This window comes from Dactylosporangium cerinum (assembly GCF_042653625.1).
GTDB classification, from domain to species: domain Bacteria; phylum Actinomycetota; class Actinomycetes; order Mycobacteriales; family Micromonosporaceae; genus Dactylosporangium; species Dactylosporangium cerinum.
The window spans coordinates 34824-58522 of the sequence record NZ_JBHSIU010000059.1; the positions used below are offsets into that span (position 1 = coordinate 34824).

Annotated in this window: 22 protein-coding genes; 7 read left to right on the top strand and 15 right to left on the bottom strand. The window is 70.4% G+C overall.

Annotated elements, in window-relative coordinates:
• Nucleotides 1-88: 88 nt before the first annotated feature.
• Nucleotides 89-1594, bottom strand: coding sequence for an aldehyde dehydrogenase family protein (locus ACFPIJ_RS41275; protein WP_380123944.1), 1506 nt, complete (start codon nucleotides 1592-1594; stop codon nucleotides 89-91).
• A gap of 68 nt (nucleotides 1595-1662) precedes the next feature.
• On the opposite strand from ACFPIJ_RS41275, the gene ACFPIJ_RS41280 reads away from it, so the two are divergent.
• Complete coding sequence (locus ACFPIJ_RS41280; protein WP_380123946.1) at nucleotides 1663-2484, top strand: alpha/beta fold hydrolase; 822 nt, start codon at nucleotides 1663-1665, stop codon at nucleotides 2482-2484.
• Nucleotides 2485-2488: 4 nt separating this feature from the next.
• Here the strand turns inward: ACFPIJ_RS41280 and ACFPIJ_RS41285 are convergent, their stop codons facing one another.
• From ACFPIJ_RS41285 to ACFPIJ_RS41295, 3 genes are all read right to left on the bottom strand, one after another.
• Nucleotides 2489-3190 carry an SDR family NAD(P)-dependent oxidoreductase gene (locus tag ACFPIJ_RS41285; RefSeq protein ID WP_380123948.1) on the bottom strand — a complete coding sequence of 234 codons (702 nt, stop codon included), beginning with the start codon at nucleotides 3188-3190 and terminating at the stop codon, nucleotides 2489-2491.
• Nucleotides 3191-3280: 90 nt separating this feature from the next.
• Nucleotides 3281-3781: a MarR family winged helix-turn-helix transcriptional regulator gene (locus ACFPIJ_RS41290; protein WP_380123950.1), complete on the bottom strand. Its 501-nt coding sequence runs from the start codon at nucleotides 3779-3781 to the stop codon at nucleotides 3281-3283.
• Nucleotides 3782-3837: 56 nt separating this feature from the next.
• Complete coding sequence (locus ACFPIJ_RS41295; RefSeq protein WP_380123952.1) at nucleotides 3838-4194, bottom strand: DoxX family protein; 357 nt, start codon at nucleotides 4192-4194, stop codon at nucleotides 3838-3840.
• Between the two features lie 128 nt (nucleotides 4195-4322).
• On the opposite strand from ACFPIJ_RS41295, the gene ACFPIJ_RS41300 reads away from it, so the two are divergent.
• From ACFPIJ_RS41300 to ACFPIJ_RS41325, 6 genes are all read left to right on the top strand, one after another.
• Nucleotides 4323-4739, top strand: a complete 417-nt coding sequence (locus ACFPIJ_RS41300) for a DUF7144 family membrane protein (protein ID WP_380123954.1) — start codon at nucleotides 4323-4325, stop codon at nucleotides 4737-4739.
• Between the two features lie 30 nt (nucleotides 4740-4769).
• Nucleotides 4770-5753: an alpha/beta hydrolase gene (locus ACFPIJ_RS41305; protein ID WP_380123956.1), complete on the top strand. Its 984-nt coding sequence runs from the start codon at nucleotides 4770-4772 to the stop codon at nucleotides 5751-5753.
• Between the two features lie 10 nt (nucleotides 5754-5763).
• Nucleotides 5764-6264: a DUF456 domain-containing protein gene (locus tag ACFPIJ_RS41310; protein WP_380123958.1), complete on the top strand. Its 501-nt coding sequence runs from the start codon at nucleotides 5764-5766 to the stop codon at nucleotides 6262-6264.
• 51 nt (nucleotides 6265-6315) lie between these two features.
• Entirely contained in the window at nucleotides 6316-7071 is a 756-nt protein-coding gene (locus ACFPIJ_RS41315; RefSeq protein ID WP_380123960.1) for a maleylpyruvate isomerase family mycothiol-dependent enzyme, read from the top strand.
• Nucleotides 7072-7948: 877 nt separating this feature from the next.
• Entirely contained in the window at nucleotides 7949-9733 is a 1785-nt protein-coding gene (locus ACFPIJ_RS41320) for a 3-hydroxyacyl-CoA dehydrogenase family protein (RefSeq protein WP_380123962.1), read from the top strand.
• A gap of 156 nt (nucleotides 9734-9889) precedes the next feature.
• Nucleotides 9890-10171: a hypothetical protein gene (locus tag ACFPIJ_RS41325; RefSeq protein WP_373318773.1), complete on the top strand. Its 282-nt coding sequence runs from the start codon at nucleotides 9890-9892 to the stop codon at nucleotides 10169-10171.
• Here ACFPIJ_RS41325 and ACFPIJ_RS41330 read toward each other — a convergent pair.
• From ACFPIJ_RS41330 to ACFPIJ_RS41380, 11 genes are all read right to left on the bottom strand, one after another.
• The gene (locus ACFPIJ_RS41330; RefSeq protein ID WP_380123964.1) at nucleotides 10162-11133 is read right to left on the bottom strand and encodes a glycosyltransferase family 2 protein; all 972 of its coding nucleotides are present in this window, start codon (nucleotides 11131-11133) and stop codon (nucleotides 10162-10164) included. The two genes, ACFPIJ_RS41325 and ACFPIJ_RS41330, sit on opposite strands and share 10 nt — an antisense overlap.
• Nucleotides 11130-11951: a glycosyltransferase family 2 protein gene (locus ACFPIJ_RS41335; protein WP_380123966.1), complete on the bottom strand. Its 822-nt coding sequence runs from the start codon at nucleotides 11949-11951 to the stop codon at nucleotides 11130-11132. The genes ACFPIJ_RS41330 and ACFPIJ_RS41335 overlap by 4 nt, the downstream gene beginning before the upstream one ends.
• A gap of 15 nt (nucleotides 11952-11966) precedes the next feature.
• A complete protein-coding gene (locus ACFPIJ_RS41340) occupies nucleotides 11967-13454 on the bottom strand; it encodes an O-antigen ligase family protein (protein WP_380123968.1) in 1488 nt (495 codons plus the stop codon).
• A complete protein-coding gene (locus tag ACFPIJ_RS41345) occupies nucleotides 13451-14446 on the bottom strand; it encodes a hypothetical protein (protein WP_380123969.1) in 996 nt (331 codons plus the stop codon). Before ACFPIJ_RS41345 ends, ACFPIJ_RS41340 begins: the two co-directional genes overlap by 4 nt.
• Nucleotides 14447-14500: 54 nt before the next feature.
• A complete protein-coding gene (locus tag ACFPIJ_RS41350) occupies nucleotides 14501-15772 on the bottom strand; it encodes a glycosyltransferase family 4 protein (RefSeq protein WP_203846404.1) in 1272 nt (423 codons plus the stop codon).
• Nucleotides 15773-15983: 211 nt separating this feature from the next.
• A complete protein-coding gene (locus ACFPIJ_RS41355) occupies nucleotides 15984-16853 on the bottom strand; it encodes a sugar transferase (protein WP_380123971.1) in 870 nt (289 codons plus the stop codon).
• Nucleotides 16854-16910: 57 nt separating this feature from the next.
• Nucleotides 16911-18050: a DegT/DnrJ/EryC1/StrS family aminotransferase gene (locus ACFPIJ_RS41360; RefSeq protein ID WP_380123973.1), complete on the bottom strand. Its 1140-nt coding sequence runs from the start codon at nucleotides 18048-18050 to the stop codon at nucleotides 16911-16913.
• A 45-nt stretch (nucleotides 18051-18095) separates the two neighbouring features.
• Nucleotides 18096-19103 (bottom strand): Gfo/Idh/MocA family protein, encoded by a 1008-nt coding sequence (locus ACFPIJ_RS41365; RefSeq protein ID WP_380123975.1) that lies wholly within the window; start codon nucleotides 19101-19103, stop codon nucleotides 18096-18098.
• Between the two features lie 418 nt (nucleotides 19104-19521).
• The gene (locus ACFPIJ_RS41370; protein WP_380123977.1) at nucleotides 19522-20784 is read right to left on the bottom strand and encodes a hypothetical protein; all 1263 of its coding nucleotides are present in this window, start codon (nucleotides 20782-20784) and stop codon (nucleotides 19522-19524) included.
• Between the two features lie 11 nt (nucleotides 20785-20795).
• Complete coding sequence (locus ACFPIJ_RS41375) at nucleotides 20796-22106, bottom strand: glutamate-1-semialdehyde 2,1-aminomutase (RefSeq protein WP_380123979.1); 1311 nt, start codon at nucleotides 22104-22106, stop codon at nucleotides 20796-20798.
• A gap of 8 nt (nucleotides 22107-22114) precedes the next feature.
• Entirely contained in the window at nucleotides 22115-23698 is a 1584-nt protein-coding gene (locus ACFPIJ_RS41380; RefSeq protein ID WP_380123980.1) for a lipopolysaccharide biosynthesis protein, read from the bottom strand.
• Nucleotide 23699 lies beyond the last annotated feature (1 nt).

Below are 23699 nucleotides of genomic sequence, written 5' to 3' on the forward strand. Positions count from 1 at the left end.
GGCGGGAGTTCGGTGCGCGCTAGGCGGGCATTTCGCGCGAAAGGGGCACAGCGCCGCACGTGGCAGGTGCGGCGCTGTGCCGGCCGGGCTACTTGGAGCGGCCGTGGACGAGCTTTACCAACTTCAGGGCCTGCTTCATGGTCTTCGGGGTGCGGTCGAAGGTCGTGAGCGCCAGCAGGGTCGGGGCGCGGCGCTTCACGATGGCCTTCGCGCGGGTGAACTCGCGCAGGCCGTCCTCGCCGTGGATGCGGCCGAAGCCGGAGCCGCCGACGCCGCCGAACGGCAGGGACGGCATGCCGGCGAAGGTGAGGGCCGAGTTGACCGACGTCATGCCGGAGCGGACGCCGCGGGCCAGCTCCAGGCCGTGGGACTTGGAGAAGATCGAGCCGCCCAGGCCGTAGCCGGTGCCGTTGGCCAGCGCGACAGCCTCGCCGGCGTTCTTGACCCGGGCGACGGTGAGCGTGGGGCCGAAGGTCTCCTCCTGCACGGCGGCGGCGTCCTCCGGCACGTCGACCAGGATCGTGGGGCTGACGAACGGTGGGCGGACCGCCTCGGCGCCGCCCAGGACGGCACGGCCACCGCGGGTCAGGGCGTCCTCGATGTGCCGCCGGATGATGTCGATCTGCGACGGCATGGTGATCGGCCCGATGTCGGCGGTGCCCTCCTCGCCGACGGTGAGCTTCGCCGCACGGGCGACCACGCGGCCGAGGAACTCGTCGTAGACGGCGTCGGCGACGTACACCCGCTCGATGCCGACACAGGTCTGGCCCGCGTTGGTCAGGCCGCCCCAGACGCACGCATCGGCGGCGGCGTCGAGGTCGGCGTCGGCAGCGACGATCATGGCGTCCTTGCCGCCGCATTCCAGCAGGACCGGGGTCAGTGTCTCGGCGGCGGCGGCCATGACCTTCTTGCCGGTGGCGGTCGAGCCGGTGAACGCGATCTTGTCGACGCCGGAGCGGCACAGGGCCCCGCCGACGTCGCCCATGCCGTGCACGATCTGCAGGACGGGGTGCTCCGGCACGACCTCGGCGAACCGGTCGACGACCCACTGGCCCACCGCGGGCGTGTACTCGCTCGGCTTGAAGACCACGGCGTTGCCGGCCGCGAGGGCGTACCCGATCGAACCCATCGGCGTCAGCACCGGGTAGTTCCAGGGTCCGATGACGCCGACGACGCCGAACGGCAGGTACTCCAGGTATGAGCTGTGCTCGGCGAGCAGGATCGACGAGCCGACCTTGCGCCGCCCGAGGACCTTGCGGGCGTGCTTCGCGGCCCAGGCCACGTGGTCGATCGCGGCGATCGCCTCGACCAGGGCGTCCGCGGTGGGCTTGCCGCCCTCGCGGTGCATCAGCTCGGCGAGCTCCTCAAGGCGGTTGGTGAGCACGCTGCGGAACGCGAGGAGCCGCTTGCTCCGGCCGGTGAAGCCGAGTCCGGCCCACCAACCCGCCGCGTCCCGGGCCCGGGCGACCGCGTCGGTGACATGATCGGGGGAGGCCACCGGGAAGCGGCCGACCTCTTCGCCGCTGGCCGGGCTGGTCGAGATCAGCGAGCCCTCGTCGATGGCGGGGACGCCGGGAGTTCGCGTGGCGGTCATGGCGCGAGTGTAAACCCGGAAATTACTCACGAGTAGCCCCGAAATCCACGCAGGGAACCGGAGGAATCATGAAGGTCGAGACGCTGACGGTGCCCGGGGCCACGCTGCACTACGAGGTCCGTGGCAGCGGACCGGTCGTGTTGCTCATCTGCGGCGGCGTGTACGACGCCGAGGGGTTCACGGGCCTCGCCGAGGCGCTCGCCGGGGATCGGACCGTCGTCACGTACGACCGGCGGGGCAACTCGCGCAGCCGGCTCGACGGCCCACCCGCGGTGCAGTCGGTCGACGAGCACGGCGACGACGCGTACCGGCTGCTCGCCGCCGTCGGGGTCACCGAGGACGAACCGGCCGACGTGTTCGGCAACAGCTCCGGCGCCGAGATCGCCCTGGAGCTCGCGGCCCCGCACCCCGAGCTGGTCCGGACGGTGGTGGCGCACGAGCCGCCGACGTTCGAGCTGCTCGCCGACGCCCCGCACTTCCGTGACCTGATCAAGCGGGTGGAGGACACCTTCCACCACGACGGCTGGGAGGCGGCGATGGGCGTCTTCGCCGCGGGTGTGGAGATGTCGCCGTCGGACGAGACGCCCGCGCCGGGGGACCTGCCATCGGCTGAGGCATTGGCTCGGATGCAGGGGAATTTGCCGTTTTTCGTGGGGTACGAGGTGCCGCCCTTCGGCGTGTGGGTGCCGGACCTCGACGCCCTGCGGGCCGGCACCGCCCGGATCGTGCCGGCGGTCGGCGCCGCCAGCGCGGGCGAGGCGCCGCACCGCGCCGGCGAGGAACTGGCGTCGCGGCTCGGCGTCGAGGTCGCGGAGTTCCCCGGCGGGCACGGCGGGCACGGCAACGCCGCCGCGTTCGCGCCGCGGCTGCGTGAGGTGCTGGCGGCCTAGCGCGTTACGGCGCGTGCTCCTTCAGGATCCGCTCTGCGACGGTCATCGGATCGGCGAGCCGCCCCTCGGCGTGCGCGTCGATCCACCGCTGCTGGCCGGGGAAGTAGGTGCCGGACGAGGCCGCGCGGCGGATGTTGTCCTGCATGCCGGTGTCCATCTGCCCGGGGTCGACGCTGGCGACGGTGATCCGCTCGTCGTCGGCGACCTGGGAGGCGACCGCCTCGAAGAAGGTCTCGCCGCCGGCCTTCGTGGTGCAGTACAGCGACCAGCCGTCGATGATCCGGTGCGCGGCGCCGGAGGAGATGAACAGCACCCGGAGCCGCGCGTCGCGGGGGGCCGCGCGCAGGAAGCTGTTGGTCAGCACCACCGGCGCGGTCAGGTTGACCGCGATCGCGTGCGTGATCGCCTCGGTGCTGAGCTTGCCGACGGCGCCGATCGGGTCGACCACGGCGGCGTTGTGCAGCAGCACCGCCTCGTCCGCGTCGCGCAGGAACGCCCGCAGCGTGTCGTGGTCGGGCAGCCAGTGCGCGTCGGCGACGTCGGTGGAGAAGAGAGTGATGTCGCCGGGCCGGTCGTCCCGGCCCTGGCGCTGTTCTGGGGTGAAGTGCCGGCCGACCGCCAGGACCCGATCGCCGCGCGCGTTGCACACATCGAAGAGGGCGGCACCCAGGCCGCGGGACACCCCGGTGATCACGACGGCACGCATGCGGTCACTCTATTCCTGTCCGACCACGCGCCGACAGGCTCTGTGGTCCCGATGCGGTGACGGCTTTCCGGTTGCAGGTCGGATTGTGTTTCAGGCGCGCGCCTTCGGCACCGGCGGGCCCTTCGGAGCGCCGGGACAGGTCGAGCCGAGCCGGTCGGCGACCGCGCCGAGCGCGTCGGCGAGCGCCGCGGTCTGTGCCTCGTCGAGGTGGTCGAAGATGAGCCGCCGCACGTCGGCGACGTGGGCGGGGGAGACCTGCTCGGCGAAGCGGCGGCCGGCCTCGGTGACCCGGGCGATGCTGACCCGACCGTCGCACGCGTCGCCGCTCACCTCCACGTAGCCGAGGTCGACCAGTTTGCGCATGCGGTGGCTGAGCCGGCTCTGTGACATGTTCATCTGCGCCGCCAGCTCCGACAGGCGCAGCCCCTCGTCCTCGTTGCTGAGCGCGGCCAGCAGCCCGTACTCCACGTGCACCAGCCCGTGCGGGCGGAACGTGCGCTCCAGCTCGGGGAAGCCGACGAGCACGACGGCCAGCAGCGACATCCAAGCGCGCCGCTCGGTGTCGTTCAGCCATCGTGTCTCGTCGTTCATGCCGTCCATGGTGCCTGGCGCCCGTGCATCGCGGCCAACGCCACGTCCGATACGCGTCAGAACCGGCCGATCGCGATGACCAGCGCGAGCGCGCCGAGCACCAGGTTGATCGGCAGCACGTTGTACTCCTTGGCGCGCACGTGGTCGACGATTGCGAGCAGCATCACCACGAGCAGTCCGACGGCGGCGAGGGGTGTCAGCACCGGGGCGATGTCGGTGGCCCAGGGCAGGATCAGCCCGAGGCCGCCGAGCAGCTCGGCGACGCCGATGAACTTGATCGTGCCGGCGCTGTAGCGCTGGGTCCAGGTCATGTTCGCCGGCAGCTTCTCCTTGGGCTGGGTCGCCTTCATCAACCCGGTCGCGATGAACGCCGCCCCGAGCAGGCCCTGCAGGATCCACAGAACGATGTTCATGGCTTCCTTCCGCTAAGTGTTTTAATCTTCAAGTACATAGTGCGGCCTTGGTACTTGAAGCGTCAAGCACTACCTGCATCCCTGTCGGGTGAGCGTGCTTCACCTTTGGGCGGCACACGGTGGGCCGCATGAGTACGACATCGACAACGGGCCGCCAATCCGGCTGGGTCACGGGCTTCGCCGTCTTCGGCGGCAGCATGATGGTCGTCATCGGCATCTTCCAGATCGTGGTCGGCCTGACCGCGATCTTCGAAGACACCTTCTACGTGCTCACCGACAACTACCTCTTCGGCTTCGACGTGCAGACCTGGGGCTGGATCCACCTGGCGCTCGGGGTGGTGGTCGCCGCGGGCGGCGTCGGGGTGCTCGCCGGCCAGGTCTGGGCCAGAGTGCTCGGCATCGTGCTGGCCGCGATCAGTGCCGTCGCCAACTTCCTGTTCCTGCCGTACTACCCGCTGTGGTCGATGCTCATCATCGCGGCGGACATCGCAGTCATCTGGGCCCTCACCAAGTACGACCGGAACATGTGGGCCGACAACATGTGACCGACCGATCCGGAGTGTCACGATGCGGTGATGCACGTCACCACCCGTGGCCCGGTCGACGGCCCTCCGGTTCTGCTCATCCACGGCAACTGCTCATCGTCCGGGTTCTGGGAGCCCCTGCTGCGTCACCTGCCGCAGGACTGGCGGATCGTCGCGCCAGACCTGCGCGGGTACGGCGGCAGCCCGGCGCTCGGCGTCGACGCCACCCGGGGGCTGCGCGACTTCGCCGACGACATCGCGCCGCTGCTGGCCGGGTTCGACCGGCCGCCGGTCGTCGTCGGGCACTCGCTCGGCGGTGGCGTCGCGCTGCAGCTGCTGCTCGACCACCCTTCGTCGATCGCGGCGCTGGTGCTGGAGGCGCCGGTCTCCCCGTACGGCTTCGGCGGCACCCGTGATCTGGTGGGTACCCCCACGACGCCGGACTTTGCCGGTACCGGCGGCGGATCGGCCAACCCTGAGTTCGTGCGGCTCCTCGCGGCGGCGGACCGCGGCACCGACGAACAGGCCTCGCCGCGCAACGTCATGCGCGCCTTCTACGTCGCCGCACCGTCCTCGCTGGGTGACGACGAGGAACTGCTGCTGGACACCATGCTCTCCACCGCTGTCGGCGACGACAACTACCCCGGCACCGGCTCGACCAGCGAGAACTGGCCGGGCGTCGGCCCCGGCTCGCGCGGGGTGCTCAACACCCTGTCACCGCGCTGGCTCAACCTCTCCGGCATCGTCGACCTGCCGGTCAAGCCCCCGATCACGTGGATCCGGGGCGATCAGGACGCCATCGTGTCCGACGCCTCGTTCTTCGACCTGGCCCAGCTCGGCAAGCTCGGCCTCGTCCCCGGCTGGCCCGGCGAGGAGGCCTGCCCGCCCCAGCCGATGATCGGGCAGACCAGGGCCGTGCTCGCCGCGTACGGCCCGTACACCGAAATCGTCTACGAAGGCTGCGGCCACTCCCCGCACGTGGAACGCCCCACGGAGTTCGCCGCGAAATTGGCGGAGGTGGTCGCGTCCGCCTAGCCTCATCGTCGTGGATGTGACCGATAGCTCGGGCCTGGTGGCCTTCATCGCTGGTGCCGCGGTGCTGATCGGAGTCGTCGGCGTCCTGATCCCCATGCTTCCCGGCCTGCTCCTGTGCTGGGCCGGGGTCATGGTGTGGGCGCTCTTCGGCGGTCACGGCGGCACCGGCTGGACCGTCGCCGTCGCCGCCACCCTGGTGCTCGCCGTCGGCTTCGCCGCCAAGTACCTCGTCCCGGGCCGCAACCTGAAACGCGCCGGGGTGCCCAACCTGACCCTGTTCCTCGGCGGCGTCGTCGGCATCATCGGCTTCTTCCTCATCCCGGTCGTCGGCCTGGTCCTCGGCTTCGTCCTCGGCGTCTTCGTCGTCGAACGCATCCGCCAGAACGACAACACCCGCGCCTGGCAGTCCACCAAGCACGCCCTCAAGGCCGCCGGCGTCTCGATGCTGATCGAGCTCGCCACCGCCCTGGTCATCGCCGGCATCTGGATCGGCGGCCTGCTCGTCGCCTGACCCGCTTCCGCCCTGGCCGTTTTTGTCAGGGGGTCGGCTTAGCATGACGGCATGGAAATCGGGCAGCACATCGATGCGCTGGAGCGTGCCGGGCTCGACTTCGTCGACGCGGCGGAGAAGGCGGGCCTCGACGCCGCCGTCCCGACCTGCCCCGACTGGACGGTCCGCGACCTCGTCCAGCACGTGGGCTACGTGCACCGCTGGGCGACCGCCTACATCCGCGACGCCCGCCCCGCCGTCCTCACCGACGACGAGGAGGAGGGCGCCGTCGGCCCGATGCCCGCCGACCCCGACCTCGTCCCGTGGTTCCAGGCCGGCCACGTCGCCCTCGTCGACCAGCTCCGCGCCGCCCCCACCGACCTGAGCTGCTGGCACTTCCTCCCGGCCGACTCCCCGCTCTCCTTCTGGGCCCGCCGCCAGGCCCACGAGACGATCATCCACCGCGCCGACCTCCACGCAGCCGTCGGCCAACCCGACAGCGTCGCCCGCGACCTCGGGGTCGACGGCATCGACGAGCTGCTCATGGCCTTCTACGCGGCCCGCGGCCGCCGCCTGCGCTGCGACGAGCCCGCCGTCCTCGCCGTCGAAGCCGCCGACGCCCCCCACTCCTGGACCGTCCGCATGGGCCCCACCGGCGCCGAGATCACCCGCGGCACCCCGACCACCGCCGACTGCACCCTCCGCGGCCCCGCCAGCGACCTGTATCTCGCCCTCTGGAACCGCCGCACCACCACCGACCTCCACGTCCACGGCGACCCCGTCGTCCTGGCCCTCTGGCGCGACCGCGCCACCATCCGCTGGACCTGACCCCCACCCACCCCACGCGCCGCTTCCGCTCCACTTGATCGTGGAGCCTTTGATCGAAGCCGCCCCACGGTCGTCCAGGAGCCTGTTGCGAAATGGCCGGCTCACGTTCGGTGCTGAGAGAAATACGGCTGTGCGGGCCGGTCGCGGCCGATCGGCGACCGTCGACGAGACGGTTTCCGCCAAAACGCAACAGGCTCCCGGGCGACCAGCGCGCTCCTTCGATGACAGAGGTACGCCCCGTGAGACCCGAGCGGCACCCGATAAGCCGGAATTCGACCACCGCGGTCAGGCAGGCAACGCGAATTGGCCAGGTGCCAGCAAGGTCCCAGCCAGGCTCCGCGGCCAGGCCACCCCCGACACGGCCAAGGGCCTGCACCGCCTCGACGCCGGTCCGCCCGCCGGTTTCAAGGGCCGCGCTTACCCCGCCTTGATCATGGTCCCCTGATCGAAGTCGCGTTGTGGTCGTCGGGAGACCAGCGTGCCCTTCGATCACAACGGCCTGCCCAGCGGGGACGCCTGCAACGGGTGCGGACCGTGGGGCGGGGCGTGATGGTTGGTGGACCGCGGAGGCCGACCACGGGATGGGCGCGTATGCGCCATCCCAGCCAGCGCGGAACGCGCGGCTGTGCGAGCGAAGCGAGCATTGGGGTGTGGGGTGAGAATCCCCCACTGCTCTTCCGGCCGAAGGCCGCCGCGGAAGAAACAGGCTTGAGTGCGAGCGCAGCGAGCATGGGGGGCGCGGGGTGGCGCAGCCCCCCGCCGGGTCGCGGCGCCAGCCGTGACCCAGCCGGCACAGCCAGAAATCCCACAGGGCGCTGGGTGGGGGTGGCATGGGAGACTCGCCAGTAACCTGAGCGGTCGTTAGGGAGGTCGTGCGATGGGGCGCGAGTTTGGTTCCGTGGGTGTGGTCGGGCTGGGCACCATGGGCGCCGGCATCGTCGAGGTCTTCGCCCGCAGCGGGGTGGCCGTCACCGCGGTCGAGATCAGTGACGTGGCGCTGCACCGGGGTGAGCAGACGATGCGCGGGTCGCTCGACCGGGCCGTTGCCAAGGGCAAACTCTCCGCCGATGAGCGGGACGCGCTGCTCGGGCGGGTCACGTTCGCGGTCGGGCTGGACGCGTTGCACGAGGTGGACCTGGCGATCGAGGCGGTGCCCGAGCACCTGGACCTCAAGCAGCGGATCTTCGCCGAGCTGGATCGGGTCTGCAAGCCCGAGGCGATTCTCGCGACCAACACCTCCAGCCTGTCGGTCACGGAGATCTCGGTGGCCACGAGCAGGCCGAACCAGGTCATCGGCATGCACTTCTTCAACCCGGCGCCGATCATGAAACTGGTCGAGGTGGTGCGCACGGTGGTGACGTCGCAGGACGTGGTCACCGACATCGAGGCGCTGTGCGAGCGGCTCGGCAAGGTGGACGTGACGATCACGGACCGGGCCGGGTTCATCGCCAACGCGCTGCTGTTCGGGTACCTCAACCAGGCCGTCTCCATGGTCGAGGCGCGATACGCGACCCGTGAGGACATCGACGCGGCCATGAAGCTCGGGTGCGGGCTGCCGATGGGGCCGCTCGCGCTGATGGACCTGATCGGGCTCGACACGGCGTACGAGATCCTCGACACCATGTACCGGCGCGGCGGCCGGGACCGCAGGCACGCGCCGGTGCCGCTGATCAAGCAGATGGTGACGGCCGGGCTGCTCGGGCGGAAGTCGGGGCGGGGGTTCTACACGTACGAGAAGCCGGGGTCACCGGTCGTCGTCGCCGACGAGGCCACGCCGATGCAAAAGGACACCGGCGAAACCGTGAAGCACATCGCGAAGGTGGGCGTGGTCGGCTCCGGCACGATGGCGACCGGCATCATCGAGGTGTTCGCGAAGGCCGGGTTCGAGGTCGTGTCCGTGACCCGGGGCGCGGAGAAGTCCGCAAAGGTGTGCGAGCGGCTCAAGACCAGCCTCAACAAGGGCGTGGTGCGGGGCAAGCTCACCGAGCAGGACCGGGACGCCGCGATCGGCCGGGTCACGTGGTCGGCGACGATCGATCACCTCAATGACGTCGACCTGGTGGTCGAGGCGGTGGTCGAGGAGCTGTCGGTGAAGAAGGCGCTGTTCGCCTCGCTCGACGAGATCTGCAAGCCGGGGGTCGTGCTCGCCACGACGACGTCGAGCCTGCCGGTGATCGAGTGCGCGGTTGCGACCGAGCGCCCCGCCGACGTGATCGGGCTGCACTTCTTCAACCCGGCGCCGGTCATGGGGCTGGTCGAGGTGGTCCGCACGATCCGGACGTCGGACCCGACCGTGAACACCGCGACCGAGGTGTGCCGGGCCCTGGCCAAGCACGCGGTGGTGTGCGCCGACCGGTCCGGGTTCGTGGTCAACGCGCTGCTGTTCCCGTACCTCAACGACGCGGTGAAGATGGTCGAGGCGTCGTACTCGACCGCGGACGACATCGACTACGCGATGAAGCTCGGCTGTGGCTACCCGATGGGGCCGTTCGAGCTGCTCGACGTGGTCGGTCTGGACGTCTCGCTCGCCATCCAGCGGGAGTTGTACCTGGAGCTGCGCGAGCCCGGCTTCGCGCCCGCGCCGCTGCTGGAGCACCTGGTGACCGCCGGCTACCTGGGCCGGAAGGTGGGCCGGGGCTTCCGCGACTACTCGAAGCGGTGATCATCGGTACGCTGGAAGGGTGAGCGGGCCGGAGCGCAGCGGAAGGCTGCGAACCATGGGAACAGGGTTAAGCTCGCGCCGACGCCGGAGCGCAGCGGAGGTGGCGGTGTGAGCCCTCGTCGCAACCACCCCCGTCGCGACGCCGCCCCTGAGCCGATCGATCTCGAACGGGTCAAGCGCGGCGTCGAGGGGGTGCAGACGTGGAGTGACGGCGAGTGGCAGGTCCGCAACATCCCGGCCAGCGCCGCGACGAAGGCGTACCGCTGCCCCGGCTGCGACCAGGAGATCGCGCCCGGCGTGCCGCACCTGGTGTCCTGGCCCGCCGACGGCCGTGGCGACCTCGCCGACCGCCGGCACTGGCACACCGGCTGCTGGCGCGCCCGCGAGCGGCGCACCCCCAACATCCAGCGCAGCCGCAGCGCCCCGCGTTACGGCTGAGAACCCGACCGGGTGGCTGCCGGTTCGGACGGCGCGGCCTGCGCGGGGATGACCGCGGCGCCGCCCGGCGCGGGCCAGCCGTCCAGCCACGTCGCCCGCTGGCGCCACACCTCGCGCCAGCTCGCCCCGGCGGCGGCGCGGAGCATTACCCCGGCGGAAATGAGCAGCCGGGCAACCTTCGCCCGGCCGGGCGACCAGCGCAGGCGGACGAACGTGGTCTTGCCCCGCAGCACCATGATCCGCTTGTTGACCGTGCTGGAGGCGGCGCCGCCGACGTGCAGCAGCTGCGCCTCCGGGACGAGGACCGGGCGGGCGCCCAGGTCGCGGGCGCGGGCGCTGAGGTCGATGTCCTCGCTGTACATGAAGTAGTCCGGGGTGAAGCCGCCCAGTTGCTGCCAGAGGGGCCGGTCGATGAGCAGCAGGCAACCGGACACGGCCGGCACCTCGCCGCCGATGGCCCGGTCGAGGCCGGGCAGCTCGTCGGGGTTGAACAGCGACGACTGCCGGCGCAGCGACGACAGGCCGGTGGCGAAGCAGACGTAGCCCCACAGGCTGGGCAGCGCGTGCACGGAGTGGCCGTCGTCGGTGTGGTCGGCGCGCAGCGTCCGGCCGGTGTAGATCCGGTTCTCGGGGTGGCTGCCGGCGAACTCGACCAGGGTGCGGATCACGTCGCCGACCGGCTCGGTGTCCGGGTTGATCAGCAGGATCCAGCGGCCGGTGGCCTGTGCGGCGCCGAGGTTGACCGCGTTGCCGAAGCCCAGGTTCACCGGCTGGCGCAGGACGCGCACCTCGGGGTAGGCGTGGCCGATCGCGGCCGCCGAGTTGTCGGTCGAGGCGTTGTCGACCACGATGATCTCGATCGGCACGGCGGTGCCCGCCTGCAGACCCGCGAGGTTCTTGAGCGTCAACTCGCGGGTGTTGTACGAGACGAGGACGACGCTGACGACTGGCTCAAGGCTCACTGCTGCGCTCCGACTGCTCCGCGGGTGGACGTGTCGTGGCCCCAGCCGACGTCGCGACGGCGGGCGGCGCGCGACGCGGCGACGGTCAGCGCAACGTAGCCCACCGCCGCCGGCAGAAGCCAGGGCCTCGGAACCACCACGTCGCGCAACCACGAGGAGCGCGCCGCCGGACGGGCGGCACCCGCGGCGCGCAGAGCCGCGTTACCCGCTCGTACCCTGGCCAAACGCTTCACGAGATCGGAAGTGCGGCGGGGCGTCTCGACGACGGCGACGACCGCCGGCGTCTCGGCCTTCTCGCCGGGGCCGAAGAGGCCGTCCAGGAACAGGTCGTCGGCGACCACCTCGGGGAAGGTGTCGAACCTCGCCCGGCCGGCAGCGGACAGGGCGATGACGCCACGGCCGTAGAGGGCGTCGCGGTATGCGGGGAGCCGGCCGTTGATCGCGCTGTGCGCCTTCACCAGCAGCGGGCGCCGGCGGGTGTCGAGGGTCCGGCGCGCGGTGGCGGCGAGCAGACCGGGCGTCTCGGACAGGAACGCCGCCAGCGTCCGGAGGTCGTGCGCGGTCAGCGGGATGTCGGCGTCCAGGTAGATGCGGGGGAAGCCGGTGGCGACCGCGTCGCCGGCGTTCAGGGCGCCCGACTTGCCCGGCTCGGGGCGGTCGATGACGCGGACGCCGGGGCGGCTCGCGGCGATCGCGGCCGTGTCGTCGCTGCACCCGTTGGCCACGACGGTGATGTCGATGTCGGGGGCGAGGATGCCGTCGAGGCAGCGTCCGATGACCGCCGCCTCGTTGTGGGCGGCGATGACGACTGAAATCACCGAAAAACTCCAGATTCAGCGTTGGAGAGCGCCGACGGCGGCGCCGCGGGTGGTGCGGGCCGGGTGCGTGAAGCGCCACATCGCGCCGGCGGCACCGAGCTGGAGGGCGAGCACGACCACGAAGGTGCTGAACGAGAACGAGTCGAACGTGAGGCCGGTGAGCGCCGCGATGAGCGGGACGGCCGAGATGGCCGCGCACAGGTGGCGGTCGACCTCATTCTCCGCCCGGCGGAACGCGATGATCGCGAGGAACACGCCGGAGAAGTGCAGCACCACCATCCCGGCGATGCCGAGGTAGCCGTTGTTCATGAGCGTCATCAGCCACTGGTTGTCCAGGTAGCGGTACAGCTCGGGGATGAACGTGCCGGTGCCCCGGCCCAGCCAGGGCCGCTCGGAGGCGTACTGGAAGACGATGGCGTAGTCGTCGGTGCGGCCCTTGATGCTCGGGTCGTCCTCGGCGTTGCTGAACAGGGACCGCAGCGTGCCCAGCAGGCCGGGCCGGACCACGGACAGCACGCCCAGCAGGCCCATGCTGATGACCGCGACGTTGAAGCGGAAGCGCCAGTTCCACGCCGGCCACATGCACAGCAGGGCGATGCCGACGGCGAGGATGCCGGTGCGGGACAGGGCCAGGGGGATCGAGCCGGCGATCAGCAGCGTCGAGATGAGGAAGATCCGGCGCTCGAGTTTCGTCTTGGCGTAGCGGGCGTAGTGGATGCCCAGCGGCACCGCGAACGCCATGACCACGCTGAACTCGATGTAGTGCCCGGTGGTGCCGGCGACCCGGATGAGGCCGCCGCCGCCGCGGTCGGCGAGGCCGACCAGCTCCCCCTGCAGGGTCAGGCCGGGGATGACGATGCTCTGCGTCAGGTCTTTCTTGGTGACGAACTGCAGGATGCCGAGCACGGCGTTGATCGCGGTGCAGTACACCAGGACCCGCTGCACGTCGTCGAGGCGATCGCGGGTCGGCACGCCGTCGGCGGTCATGAAGACGATGCCCATGAACGCCAGGGCGCCGAGCAGGGCCCGGTCGGCGGAGTTGGCCTCCAGCACGGGCAGGCCACGGAACTGGCCGGCCGCGTAGGACAGCAGCAGCGTCAGTGCGTAGACCACGAACGCCCACCGCATCGGCTGCGGGCCGATCATGGCCAGGCGCGGGTGCAGCTTGGACAGCATCCACCAGACGGCCAGCAGCAGGCCGATCAGCAGGCCGGGCCGGCCGACCGAGGTCAGGTCCGGCACGACCAGGCGCGATGGCAGCAGCTGGATCAGGATCACGACCAGGACGAGCAGCGACGCGGCGTCGATGTGGCTGCGCCGCCGGCGCGAGGCGTAGGTGCCCTCGTCGACCAGGACCGGCAGCAGGTCGGGCGACGGGCGGTAACCCTGGACCCGCTTCCGCTTCGGCTTGCGCTTGAAGATCCGCAGGTCGTCAGGCGCCACCGCGGCGGGTGGCGCCTGACTGCGCGTGCGGCTCTCGCCCGCCACGGTGCTGGAGGTCAACGGTTGCGCGCCTCAGCGTCCTTGTCGCGACCCTCCCGGCCGGCCCACGGCGTGTTGCCCAGCGGCAGGATGATCGTCGCGTCGTCGGGCTCGACCCCGCGCCGGTCGTCGTCCGGGGCGACCTCGGCCTGCCGGTATGCCACCGTGAGGCCGGGCCCCGCGGCGTTGGCATTGGCATTGCCGTTGTTGCTCGCCACGGTGCTCTTGATCCGGCCGACGGTGATCACGGCCGTCTCGTCCTGCTTCGCGACGACTTCGTTGCCGTTGGCCGTCTTGCCCGTCCCGTTGACGCGACCACCGGGCGACCGGTCGGTGTCGGCTATGACGTCGCCGTCGTCGCCGGACTCGAGGTCGCCGCCCTGCCGGCGGCGCAGTGCCTGGGCGCGGGCCCGGCGGCGCAGGATGTTGTCACCGACGATGGTCACCGCGGCGGTGAGCAGCAGCCCGACGCCGATGATGACGACGGCGGCGCGCTTGACCTTCGAGGAGACGACCTCGATGGTGTCGCCGGCGTCGAGGACCTGGGTGCTGATCGCGCGGCCCGCCTTGGGCTTGTAGCGCGCCTGCATCTCCTCGACCTCGCGGGTGATCTGCTTCTGCAGTCGCTGCACGGTCGCCTGTGCGGCGGCGGCGGTGGTCGCGGTCGCGGTCACGGTGAGGATGCTGGAGCGGTCCTCGGCGGCGACCTCGAAGGTCGACGAGAAGCCCTCGCCCTCGATCTCCTTGTGGGTCTGGTTGGTGTTCAGCGAGATCGACAGGGCCTTGGCCATGATGTCCTCGCCGACCTCGACCCAGGTGTTGGTCAACTGCAGCTCGGCAGGTGTCAACGGGGTGCGGTCGGCCGGGGGGATCAGCATGATCTGACCGGTCGACGTGTAGTCGGGCTTGATGGTGAGCAGCGCCCAGCTGGTCGCGGCAAGGGTCAAGATGATCATCGGCGCCATGAGATACCAGCGTCGACCCATCAGCTTGGCGAGATCCCAGAGGTCCACGTCATCCCCTCACACAAGCGCGGTCGCCGGTCGGGCGGTATTCATTTGCGCGCATCACTGTCGTTGCTCTGCCTGACTGACGTCTGCGGGTGCGGCTTGTCGAATGATCGCCGATCCCGCTTTGTACCTCTCACGGCGGGTAGACAGCAACTCGTCCCATAGCCGGACATAAGCCGCCGCCTGGTGTTCCCAGGCCAAGGTGTTGCGGAACCGCGCGAGCGCGACATTGCGCATCGACGCACGTGCCACCGGGTCGTCCAGCAGTCGGTGCAGGGCGCCGGCGAACTCCTCGGGGGTGCCGTGCTCGACGTAGACCCCGGCGTCCCCGGCGCTGCGCCGGGTCTCCCGCATGTCCACACCGACGACCGGCAGTCCCCGGGCGAGGTATTCGACGGTCTTGGCCATTGTCGACACCTCGGCGTGCGCGCTGCGAGGATCTGGCTGTAATCCGACGGAAGCGGTGCGCAGCAGCCGGTCGATCTCCTCGACGCCGAGCCAGCCAGTGAACTCCACGACGTCCTCGAGCTTGCGCTCCACGGTCAGCGCCTTGAGGCTCTCCAGGCACTCGCCGTCACCGGCGACGACGAGGCGCCAGCCGAGCCGGCCGCGCAGGTCCACCAGCCGCTCGGCGGCCAGGATCGCGTTGTCGACGCCGTCCTGCGCGCCGAGGACGCCCAGGTAGACGATGGTGTGGTCGTCGATCTCGGCGGGAGCGGAGGCGACCGGCTTGACCTCGGACGCCGACGGCCCGTTGCGCACCACCACCACCCGGGAGGGGTCGCAGCCGCCGCGGCTGATCGCGAGCTCACGGTAGGACTCGTTGGTCGACACGACCGCCGAGGCGGCGCGCTGCGACCACTTCTCGAAGCGCAGCAGCACCTTGTCCAGCAGCGAGCCGGGGCGGCCGCCGCGGGCCTGGTAGACCTCGGGGGACAGGTCGTGGTGGTCGAAGACCCAGGGCCGGCCCAGCATCCGCATCAGCAGCGCGAGCGGGAAGAAGACGTCCGGCGGGTTGCAGACCTGGGCGGCGACGGCCTTGTCGCGGATCACCGCGGCCATCAGGTGCCAGCCGATGCACACGAACGACCAGGCGAACTCGACGGCGAAGGAGACCGCGCCGCCGGAGGACTCGTACATCTTGTACGAGCGGACCTTGGCGTCGACGGTGCCCGGCACCTGCGTGATCTTCGAGACGCCCCGCGGGCAGATCACCGTGACCCGGTAACCCGCCGCCTCGAGGGCCTTGACCTCGCGGATGACCCGCCGGTCACGCTCGACCGGCAGATTCGCCACGGCGATCACGACGTGGAGTCGTGGATCCTTCACTGAGCCACCCTGCCCTTACGACGATCGACGACTGGACCGCTCACTGGGCCGCCTTTGCCTTGACGGTGAGCGGATCCTCCGCTGCGCTCCGGACCGCTCACTGGGCTGCCTTTGCCTTGACGGTGAGCGGATCCTCCGCTGCGCTCCGGACCGCTCACTGGGCTGCCTTTGCCTTGACGGTGAGCGGATCCTCCGCTGCGCTCCGGACCGCTCACCGTGCCACCGATCGGTTGAAGACGACCCCGACGGTCCGCCAGAGGATCGAGATGTCATACCAGACCGACTTCTTCTCGACGTACATGACGTCGAGTTCGAGGGCGGCCTTGAAGTCCAGGGTGCTGCGGCCGGACACCTGCCACAGGCCGGTCATGCCGGGCCGGCACGCGAAGCGCCGCTCCGCCTCCGGCGGGAACAGGTCCGCCTCCCAGGCGAGGACCGGGCGCGGGCCGACGAGGGACATCTCGCCGCGCACGACGTTCCACAGCTGGGGCAGCTCGTCGATGCTGGTGCGCCGCAGGAAGCCGCCGATGGGCGTGATCCGCGGGTCGTTGACCAGCTTGTAGACGCCCTGCTCGCCACCGTCGACGTCGTCGTCGGAGGTGAGCATCTTCTTGACGAACTCGCGGTGCTGCGCGTCGCTGTTCTTGTTGCTCATCGTGCGGAACTTGATGATCTTGAACGTGCTGCGGTGCAGGCCGAGGCGCTCCTGCCGGAACAGCATCGGTCCCTCGCTGGTCCACTTGACCGCGAGCGCGACCACGAGCAGCACCGGCGACAGCGCGGCGAGGATCGCCAGGGCGACGAGGCCCTCCACGAACTGCCGCAGGGACCGCTTCGGGATGAGCGAACGGCCCTCGCGGTGCCCCTGGATCAGGCCCCAGCCGCTGCCGACCTTGCGCAGGACCCGCTGCGGCATCGGGATCTCGACGGTGGCGTCGTCGGAGACCTCGAGCGCGCCGCCGATGGGCGCGGTGTCCGGTTGGGGCAGTGACGAGATCACGACGGTGGCGTCATCGGACGCCTCCTCCACTGCGGGCGGTGTGGTGTTCAGTGCAGCGTCGATGGCCTGTGGCGCGGTCAACGGCGGCACCTCCTCACTGTGCGTTGGTGCGACAACGAACGAGCGAGCTGACGAAAATCAGAGCGCGGTGATCGCCTTGGCGAGGTGGTCTGCGACGTAGGCGACCTCTTCGTCCCGCAGGTGTGGGAAGAAGGGAAGGGAGAGGATCTCGGCGGCGGCCTGCTCGGCCGCCGGAAGGCTGACGGTCTGGTCGGTAGCGTATGCGTGCTGCCGGTGGCACGGAACCGGGTAATGGACCCCGGTGCCGATCCCGGCCTCGTCCAGCAGGCGCCGGACCGTCTCGCGCCCCGGCACCCGCGCGACGAGCAGGTGCCATGCGCTGTCCACCCCGGGCAGCGGTGCCACCAGCGGGATGCCGTGCGCGGCGAGTGCCTCCGCGTAGACCGACGCGACGCGCCGGCGCTGCCCGGTGGCTGAGTCCAGGTCGGCCAGCTTGCGGCGCAGGATGGTTGCCTGCAACGCGTCGAGCCGGCTGTTGCGCCCGATGTAGCGGTGTTCGTAGTGATCGGTGCCCTCGGACCGTCCGTGGTTGGCCAGTGACCGGATCCGGGAGGCGAGCTGCGCGTCGTCGGTCACGACCGCTCCGCCGTCGCCCCAGGCGCCGAGGTTCTTGCCCGGATAAAAACTAAAGGTTCCGGCAACGCCGTAGGACCCGGCCCGCGCCTTCTCATCCAGAGCCTCATTCTGGGCGGCAGCAGGCGCGTTGGCGCCGTGCGCCTGCGCGGAATCCTCGATCACGGCGAGCCCGTACTTGGCCGCGAACGGCAGCACGTCGGCCGGCGGCACCATGTGCCCGTAGAGGTGCACCGGGATCACCGCGGCGGTCCGCTCGGTCTTGCCGGCCTCCAGCGAGGCGGGCGTGACGAGGAGGCTCACCGGGTCCACGTCGACGAAGACGGGGGTGGCGCCGGTGGCCGCGACGGCCGATGCGGTCGCGATGAACGTGTTGGCCGGGACCAGGACCTCGTCGCCGCCGCCGATGCCGAGCGCCCGCAGCGTCAGCTCGATCGCGTCAGTGCCGTTGGCGACCCCCACGGCGTGCGTGGTGCGGCAGTACGCCGCGAAGTCCTGCTCGAAGGCCTCGACGGCCGGCCCGCCGATGAAGCGGGAGCTGCCGGCCAGCGCGCGCACCTCCGCGACGACGTCCTCGACGATCGACGCGTGCGGTGTGGCGAGGTCATTGAACGGGATGCGCACGGACGTGGGGTCCTTTCGTTTCGAGAGGCGTTCGAGGAAGACGGGTCAGACGTTGGCGGGCTGGGAGATCTCGACCGTGCGGCCGGTGGCCATCGACTCGGCCGCGGCCTCGAGCACCTCCACGACGGCGAGGCCACGGCGGCCGTCGACCTGCGGGGTGCGGCCGGTCAGCGCCGACTGGACGAAGTCGCGGTCGACCTCGCCGAGGGGCTCGGTCATCGGGATGTGCGGCGCGGTGATGCCGCCGTAGCGGTACGACATCGGCACGGTGCCGTCGAGCGGGGCGCCCTGGACGCCCTTGTCGTAGATGCGCAGCCGGCCCTCGTCGAGCATGTCGTCGTAGACCGCCATGCGCTGGCTGCCGACCACCGTCACGCGGCGCACCTTCGACGGGTCGAGCCAGCTGACGTGGATGTTCGCGGTGGCGCCGATCGCGCCGTATTCCAGCCGCAGGTAGGCGACGTCCTCGAAGGGCGTGCCGGCGTGGCTGGCGCCCCAGGCGCTCACCGCGGTCGGCGTGCTGTCCAGCACCATGTTGATGATCGAGATGTCGTGCGGCGCCAGGTCCCAGACGACGTTGACGTCGGGCTGGTAGAGGCCGAGGTTCAGCCGCGCGGTGTCGATGTAGTAGATCTTGCCGAGCTCCTCGGCGGCGACCATGTCGCGCAGGTGCTTGACCACTGCGTTGTGCTCGAAGGTGTGCCCGGTGGCGAGCGTCAGCCCGGCCTCGTCGGCCATCGCGACGAGCTCGCGGGCCTCCTCGGTCGAGGCCGTCATCGGCTTCTCGACCATGACGTGCTTGCCGGCGGCGAGCAGCCGCTTGGCGAGCGGGGCGTGCGAGCGCGGCGGCGTGGCGATGATCGCGGCGTCGATGAGGTCGATCACCTCGTCGAGGCTGGTGACGCAGAGCGCGCTCGGATACATCCGGCGCAACGGCTCGATCCGCTCCGTCTGCGCGTCGATAGCGACGACCAGTGACACCTCGGGGAGCGATGAGAGCACCCTGACGTGCTTCGCTCCCCAGTAACCACAGCCGATGACGCCAACCTTCATGACCGACCCTGCTCCCGGAGAATAATCATCGCGGCGCCCCCTCAGGCAGTCGCCTAGCGACACTGGCGGATAACGCGCGTAGGAGGCAAGTGGGCACTGGCAATCTCGCCGTGTCGCATTCTTTACATGCCTCTTTTAACGGAACATGAAATGCCGTTTCGCGCGTTCAACAACAACAAAAAACACAAAATACAAATATGGTACTAATGTTGCGAAACGGACAGAAGTGATCTCCTGTTTCGCAGCTCAGCGTACCTGTGGCCTACGAAACATGAATCTCGTTCCGTGGTGCAGTGACCTCCGTCGTTCCGCCAGGCAACCCTGGCCGAACGGTCGAGGAAATTCAGGCTTTAACTCTGGAGTGGATCATAGTTCGCCTGATAATTGCTTGTCCGACGATGCCCGTATTGCTACGGGGTCATTTTCTGTCGACATAGTCACACGGCAGCGCAACATGCCATCCGGGCGCTGCGAGCGGGGTCACCTCGACCGTCGCGGTGCCGGCGGGATCGGCCGCACAGGCCGCCTCTGCCTTTTGTAACCCGGTGTGCCAGTCCGGCCCGTCCGCTCGGGCGTTGTCCACCCGGAAGTTCACCGCACAGACCACGAGCAGCAGCGCAGCGAGGACCCGCACCCCGATCACGTCGTTGAGCAGCGCGACGAGGGTCACCAGCAGCAGCAGCGCCGGCGCCACGTTGTAGCGGGGGGTGGCGATGCCGCTCAGCGCGACCGGCGCGAGGTAAACCAGCGCGCAGTGCACCCCGGCCGCGATCGCCAGCGTCCACCGTGGACGCACGACCTTGCGCAGCGCCAGGATCAGCACGGCGCCGATGAGCAGCCACGCGAGCGCGCCGAAGAGCAGGCCACGGGTGTTGATCGACTGGCCGACCCACCGCTCGCCGAACAGGGCCGTCGGCACCGCGCGCAGCACCAATCCGGTCACCGCCCGCACCGGGTCCGGCGCCAGGCCCTCCCGCTCGCTCGCCCCGGTCAGCAGCCCGAGCACCTGCACCGCGAAGGGCACCACGAACGCGACCGCCTTCGCCACCGCGTAGCGGTCCCGGTGGAACCACAGGACGAACGCCACGAGCGGCAGGTAGACGCCGGTGAGGATGTCGCTGCCGACCACGAGCACGATCCCGGCGCAGCTGAGCACCTTCCCGGCCGTCGAGGTGGGCCGGCACAGCAGGAACCAGAACAGCACGTACAGGCCGGTCCAGTGCAGGTTCGCGGGGGAGTTCAGCACGTCGCCCTGCGCCATCGGCAGCGCCACGACCGGCACCGACACCGCCAGCCGGCCCACGGTCGAGGGGATGTACTCCCCGCTGAGGGCGTACGCGGCGACCGCGAAGACCGTCGTGACGAACGCCGCGCCGATGGCGAGCGCGGCCGCGGCCTGCGAGGGCGGCAGCAGCGCGGCGACGCCGGCGACGAGGCGGGCGACGAGGTGGTAGTAGCCGGCGTAGGACGTGGTGAACGCCCCGGCGCCGTCGCGCACGGCCTGGGTCAGGAAGATCTCGCCGTCCTCGGCCCAGATCGTGTCCAGCGCGCCGGGCCCCGGCTGCCGCAGGATCGAGGCGACCGTCCCGGCGACCAGGGCACCCACGACGAGGGCGGCCTTCACCGGTGGGCGGATGCCGCCCCTGACCTCTGCTTCCCGTTCTTCGACGACTGCGACCACGGTGGTACCCCTCAGACGTAAGGGCGGAAGACGGGCTTCACGGCTCGGCCGACCAGGTACGCCTCGACGCCGTCGCTCAGCGCCTTCGCGTAGACGGCCAGGGCGCCGTCGACCGCCTCGACGGTGCGGTCGATGTCGGCGTCGGTGTGCGAGTAGCTGACCACGAACGAGGGGGCGATCACGCCGCGGCGGATCAGCTCCTGCAGGAACAGGGTCCGGAACGGCTGGGACCGCTCGCCGTCGGCGTCCTTGGTCACGTAGATGAGGTTGCTGTCGCGGCCCGCCACACCGACGAAGTCCTGGACCCCGTGCGCCGCGGCCGCCGCCGTGACCCCCTCGGCGAGCCGCCGCCCCTGCCGGTGCAGGTGCTCGATGACCGGTTCCCGCTCGTACACGTCGAGGACCGCCATCGTCGCGGCCAGGGTGTGCGTGTCGGCACCGTACGTGGTGGACAGCAGGAACACCCGCTCCTGATCCGTCTGCAGGCCGCCGAGCGCCATGATGTCGGCCCGGCCGACGAGGGCGGCGACCGCGAAGCCGTTGCCGAGCGCCTTGCCGTAGCTGGTCAGGTCCGCCTGGACGCCGTGCACGTGCGACGCGCCGCGCAGGTGCCAGCGGAACCCGGTGATGATCTCGTCGATGATCAGCACGATGCCGTGCCGGTCGCACAGCGCCCGCAGGCCGGCGAGGAAGCCCGGCGCGGGCGGCTCGGTCGTCTCGACCTCCTGCACGAAGCAGGCGATCTTCCCCGGGTGCTCGGCGATCAGCGCCTCGACGCTCGCCAGGTCGTTGTAGCGGTACCGGACGGTCAGATCCCGGATCGCGCCGGGAATGCCGCCGGGCATGCCGGTCGTGCCGATGAACCAGTCGTCGGTGGAGAAGAACGGATGGTCGGCGCAGATCGCGACGAGGTCCCGCCCGGTGAACGCGCGGGCGAGCTTCACCGCGGCGCTCGTCACGTCCGAGCCGTTCTTCGCGAACTTCACCATCCGGTCGGGCACGCCGAGCGCGGCCCGCAGCCGCTCCGCGGCGGCCAGTTCGATCGTCGCCGGGCGGCTGAAGTTCAGCCCGTCCGCCATCTGCCGGGCCGCGGCCTCGACGACGGACGCGTACCCGTGGCCGAGCGTAACCGAGCGCAGCCCCATCCCGTACTCGATGAACTCGTTGCCGTCGGCGTCCCAGACGTGGCACCCGCTGCCCCGGACGATGAAGCCCGGTGCCTCCTCGGGGAACTGGTCGTCGCCCTTCGCGTAGGTATGTGCGCCACCGGGGATCGCCGCGTGCGCCAGGGGGCGCAGGCGGTTGGACTCGTCGAACAGCAAGACCGCTCCTACTTCTTCTTTCCGAGCTTTCGCATGACCATGCCCCGTGTACGCGTGTCCAGGGCGAGCAGTAGACCGCCGGAGATGCCCGTGGCCAGCACGCCGTAAACCACCAGTTTCAGCAGCCACGGGCCGTTGCCGAGCAGGTCGGCCCGATCGATCAGGAACGGCACCAGGAAGCCCGCGGCGCCGGCGATGAACGCCGGGATCGTCGGACCGAGGATCTGCCAGGAACTGACCTTCAGCACCCGCACGAAGGTGATGTACATCATCAGGATCGTGACCGACAGCTCGACCGCGGACATGCCGAGCGCGATCGCGGCGACCTGGGCCCGGTCGTCGGTTGATCCGTTGAGCCACCGGCCGATGAGGTAGAACGTGCCGACCCCGACCGCTAGCTGGAACCACGACAGCGCGGTGTTGATGCCGGGCCGCCCGACCGCCTGGAGGGCGGGGCCGAGCAGCACCCCGTAGACGTTGACGACGCCGACGATGCACAGCAGCTGCATGCCGGTGCCGGCCGGCGACCACTCCGGGCCGAGCAGCGCGACCAGCGGCTTCGCGACGGCGGCGAGGATACCCAGGGCCGGCAGGCCGGCGACGGCGGAGACGTGCAGCATCTTGGCGAGCCGGTCACCGAGCTCCACCGGCTTGCGCTGCAGGCGGGCCAGCTCCGGCAGCGACACCTGCTGCAGCGACCGGCTGGTCACCTCGGTCAGCATGTCGGGCAGGCGCTGCGCGATGCGGTACAGACCGACCGCGACCGGCCCGAAGAACTTGGCCAGGACCAGCAGGTCGATGCGGATGGCCAGGAAGACGCCGATGCCGCCGAGCGCGGACTGGGCGGAGAACCCCCACAGGTCCTTGATCGCCTGCCGGGGGAGCCTCCAGCGGGGGCGCCAGTCGGTGACCGACCACAGCACGACCGCGCCGACGCCGCCGGTCACCAGCTGCTGCGCGACCAGGGCCCAGGCCTCGTAACCGGCGACCGCCATGGCGATCCCGATGACGCCGCCGATGACGTTGGCGATCAGGGTCCGGATGGCCAGCGGCCGGAACGTCATCTGCCGCCGCATGATCGCCTCGGGGACCACGGTCAGCCCTTGCAGCAGGATCATCGGGGTCAGCGCCACGCAGATCAGGGTGACCTCGGGCTGGTTGTTGAACGCCGCCCACCACTGGGCCGTGCCGGCGGCCACGCCCGTCAGGACGACGCTGCCGATGATGACGAGCCAGAACCCGGCGTCCAGGTGGTCGCCCTCGAGCTTCTCCCGCTGGATGATCGTGGTCAGCAGCGTCTGCTGGAGCAGCATCTGCGTGATCATCACGAACAGCAGCGCGGTGCCGACGACACCGAACGCGTGCGGTCCCAGCATGGCCGCGAGCACGAACGTGACGACGGTGGTGGTGCCCAGGCGGCCGGCCGTCAGCGCGTACGACCAGAAGATCGCCGACTTGAGCCGCTTGCGCGGCGCCTCCTCGACGTCGTCCGACAGGACGGCCGGTGGTGTCAGAGCGTTGATCTCGGCGGTACGGTCAAGATCGACGGTGCGGTCGAGCGGGTCGACGGTGTTGTCGACGCTCTGACTCATG

What these genes read in the sequence shown, in the direction of transcription:
- ACFPIJ_RS41295 (WP_380123952.1), bottom strand. Translation starts at nt 4,194, where the DNA reads ATGAACATCGTTCTGTGGATCCTGCAGGGCCTGCTCGGGGCGGCGTTC.
- ACFPIJ_RS41285 (WP_380123948.1), bottom strand. Translation starts at nt 3,190, where the DNA reads ATGCGTGCCGTCGTGATCACCGGGGTGTCCCGCGGCCTGGGTGCCGCC.
- ACFPIJ_RS41315 (WP_380123960.1), top strand. Translation starts at nt 6,316, where the DNA reads ATGGAAATCGGGCAGCACATCGATGCGCTGGAGCGTGCCGGGCTCGAC.
- ACFPIJ_RS41320 (WP_380123962.1), top strand. Translation starts at nt 7,949, where the DNA reads ATGGGGCGCGAGTTTGGTTCCGTGGGTGTGGTCGGGCTGGGCACCATG.
- ACFPIJ_RS41275 (WP_380123944.1), bottom strand. Translation starts at nt 1,594, where the DNA reads ATGACCGCCACGCGAACTCCCGGCGTCCCCGCCATCGACGAGGGCTCG.
- ACFPIJ_RS41280 (WP_380123946.1), top strand. Translation starts at nt 1,663, where the DNA reads ATGAAGGTCGAGACGCTGACGGTGCCCGGGGCCACGCTGCACTACGAG.
- ACFPIJ_RS41305 (WP_380123956.1), top strand. Translation starts at nt 4,770, where the DNA reads ATGCACGTCACCACCCGTGGCCCGGTCGACGGCCCTCCGGTTCTGCTC.
- ACFPIJ_RS41380 (WP_380123980.1), bottom strand. Translation starts at nt 23,698, where the DNA reads ATGAGTCAGAGCGTCGACAACACCGTCGACCCGCTCGACCGCACCGTC.
- ACFPIJ_RS41300 (WP_380123954.1), top strand. Translation starts at nt 4,323, where the DNA reads ATGAGTACGACATCGACAACGGGCCGCCAATCCGGCTGGGTCACGGGC.
- ACFPIJ_RS41365 (WP_380123975.1), bottom strand. Translation starts at nt 19,103, where the DNA reads ATGAAGGTTGGCGTCATCGGCTGTGGTTACTGGGGAGCGAAGCACGTC.
- ACFPIJ_RS41290 (WP_380123950.1), bottom strand. Translation starts at nt 3,781, where the DNA reads ATGAACGACGAGACACGATGGCTGAACGACACCGAGCGGCGCGCTTGG.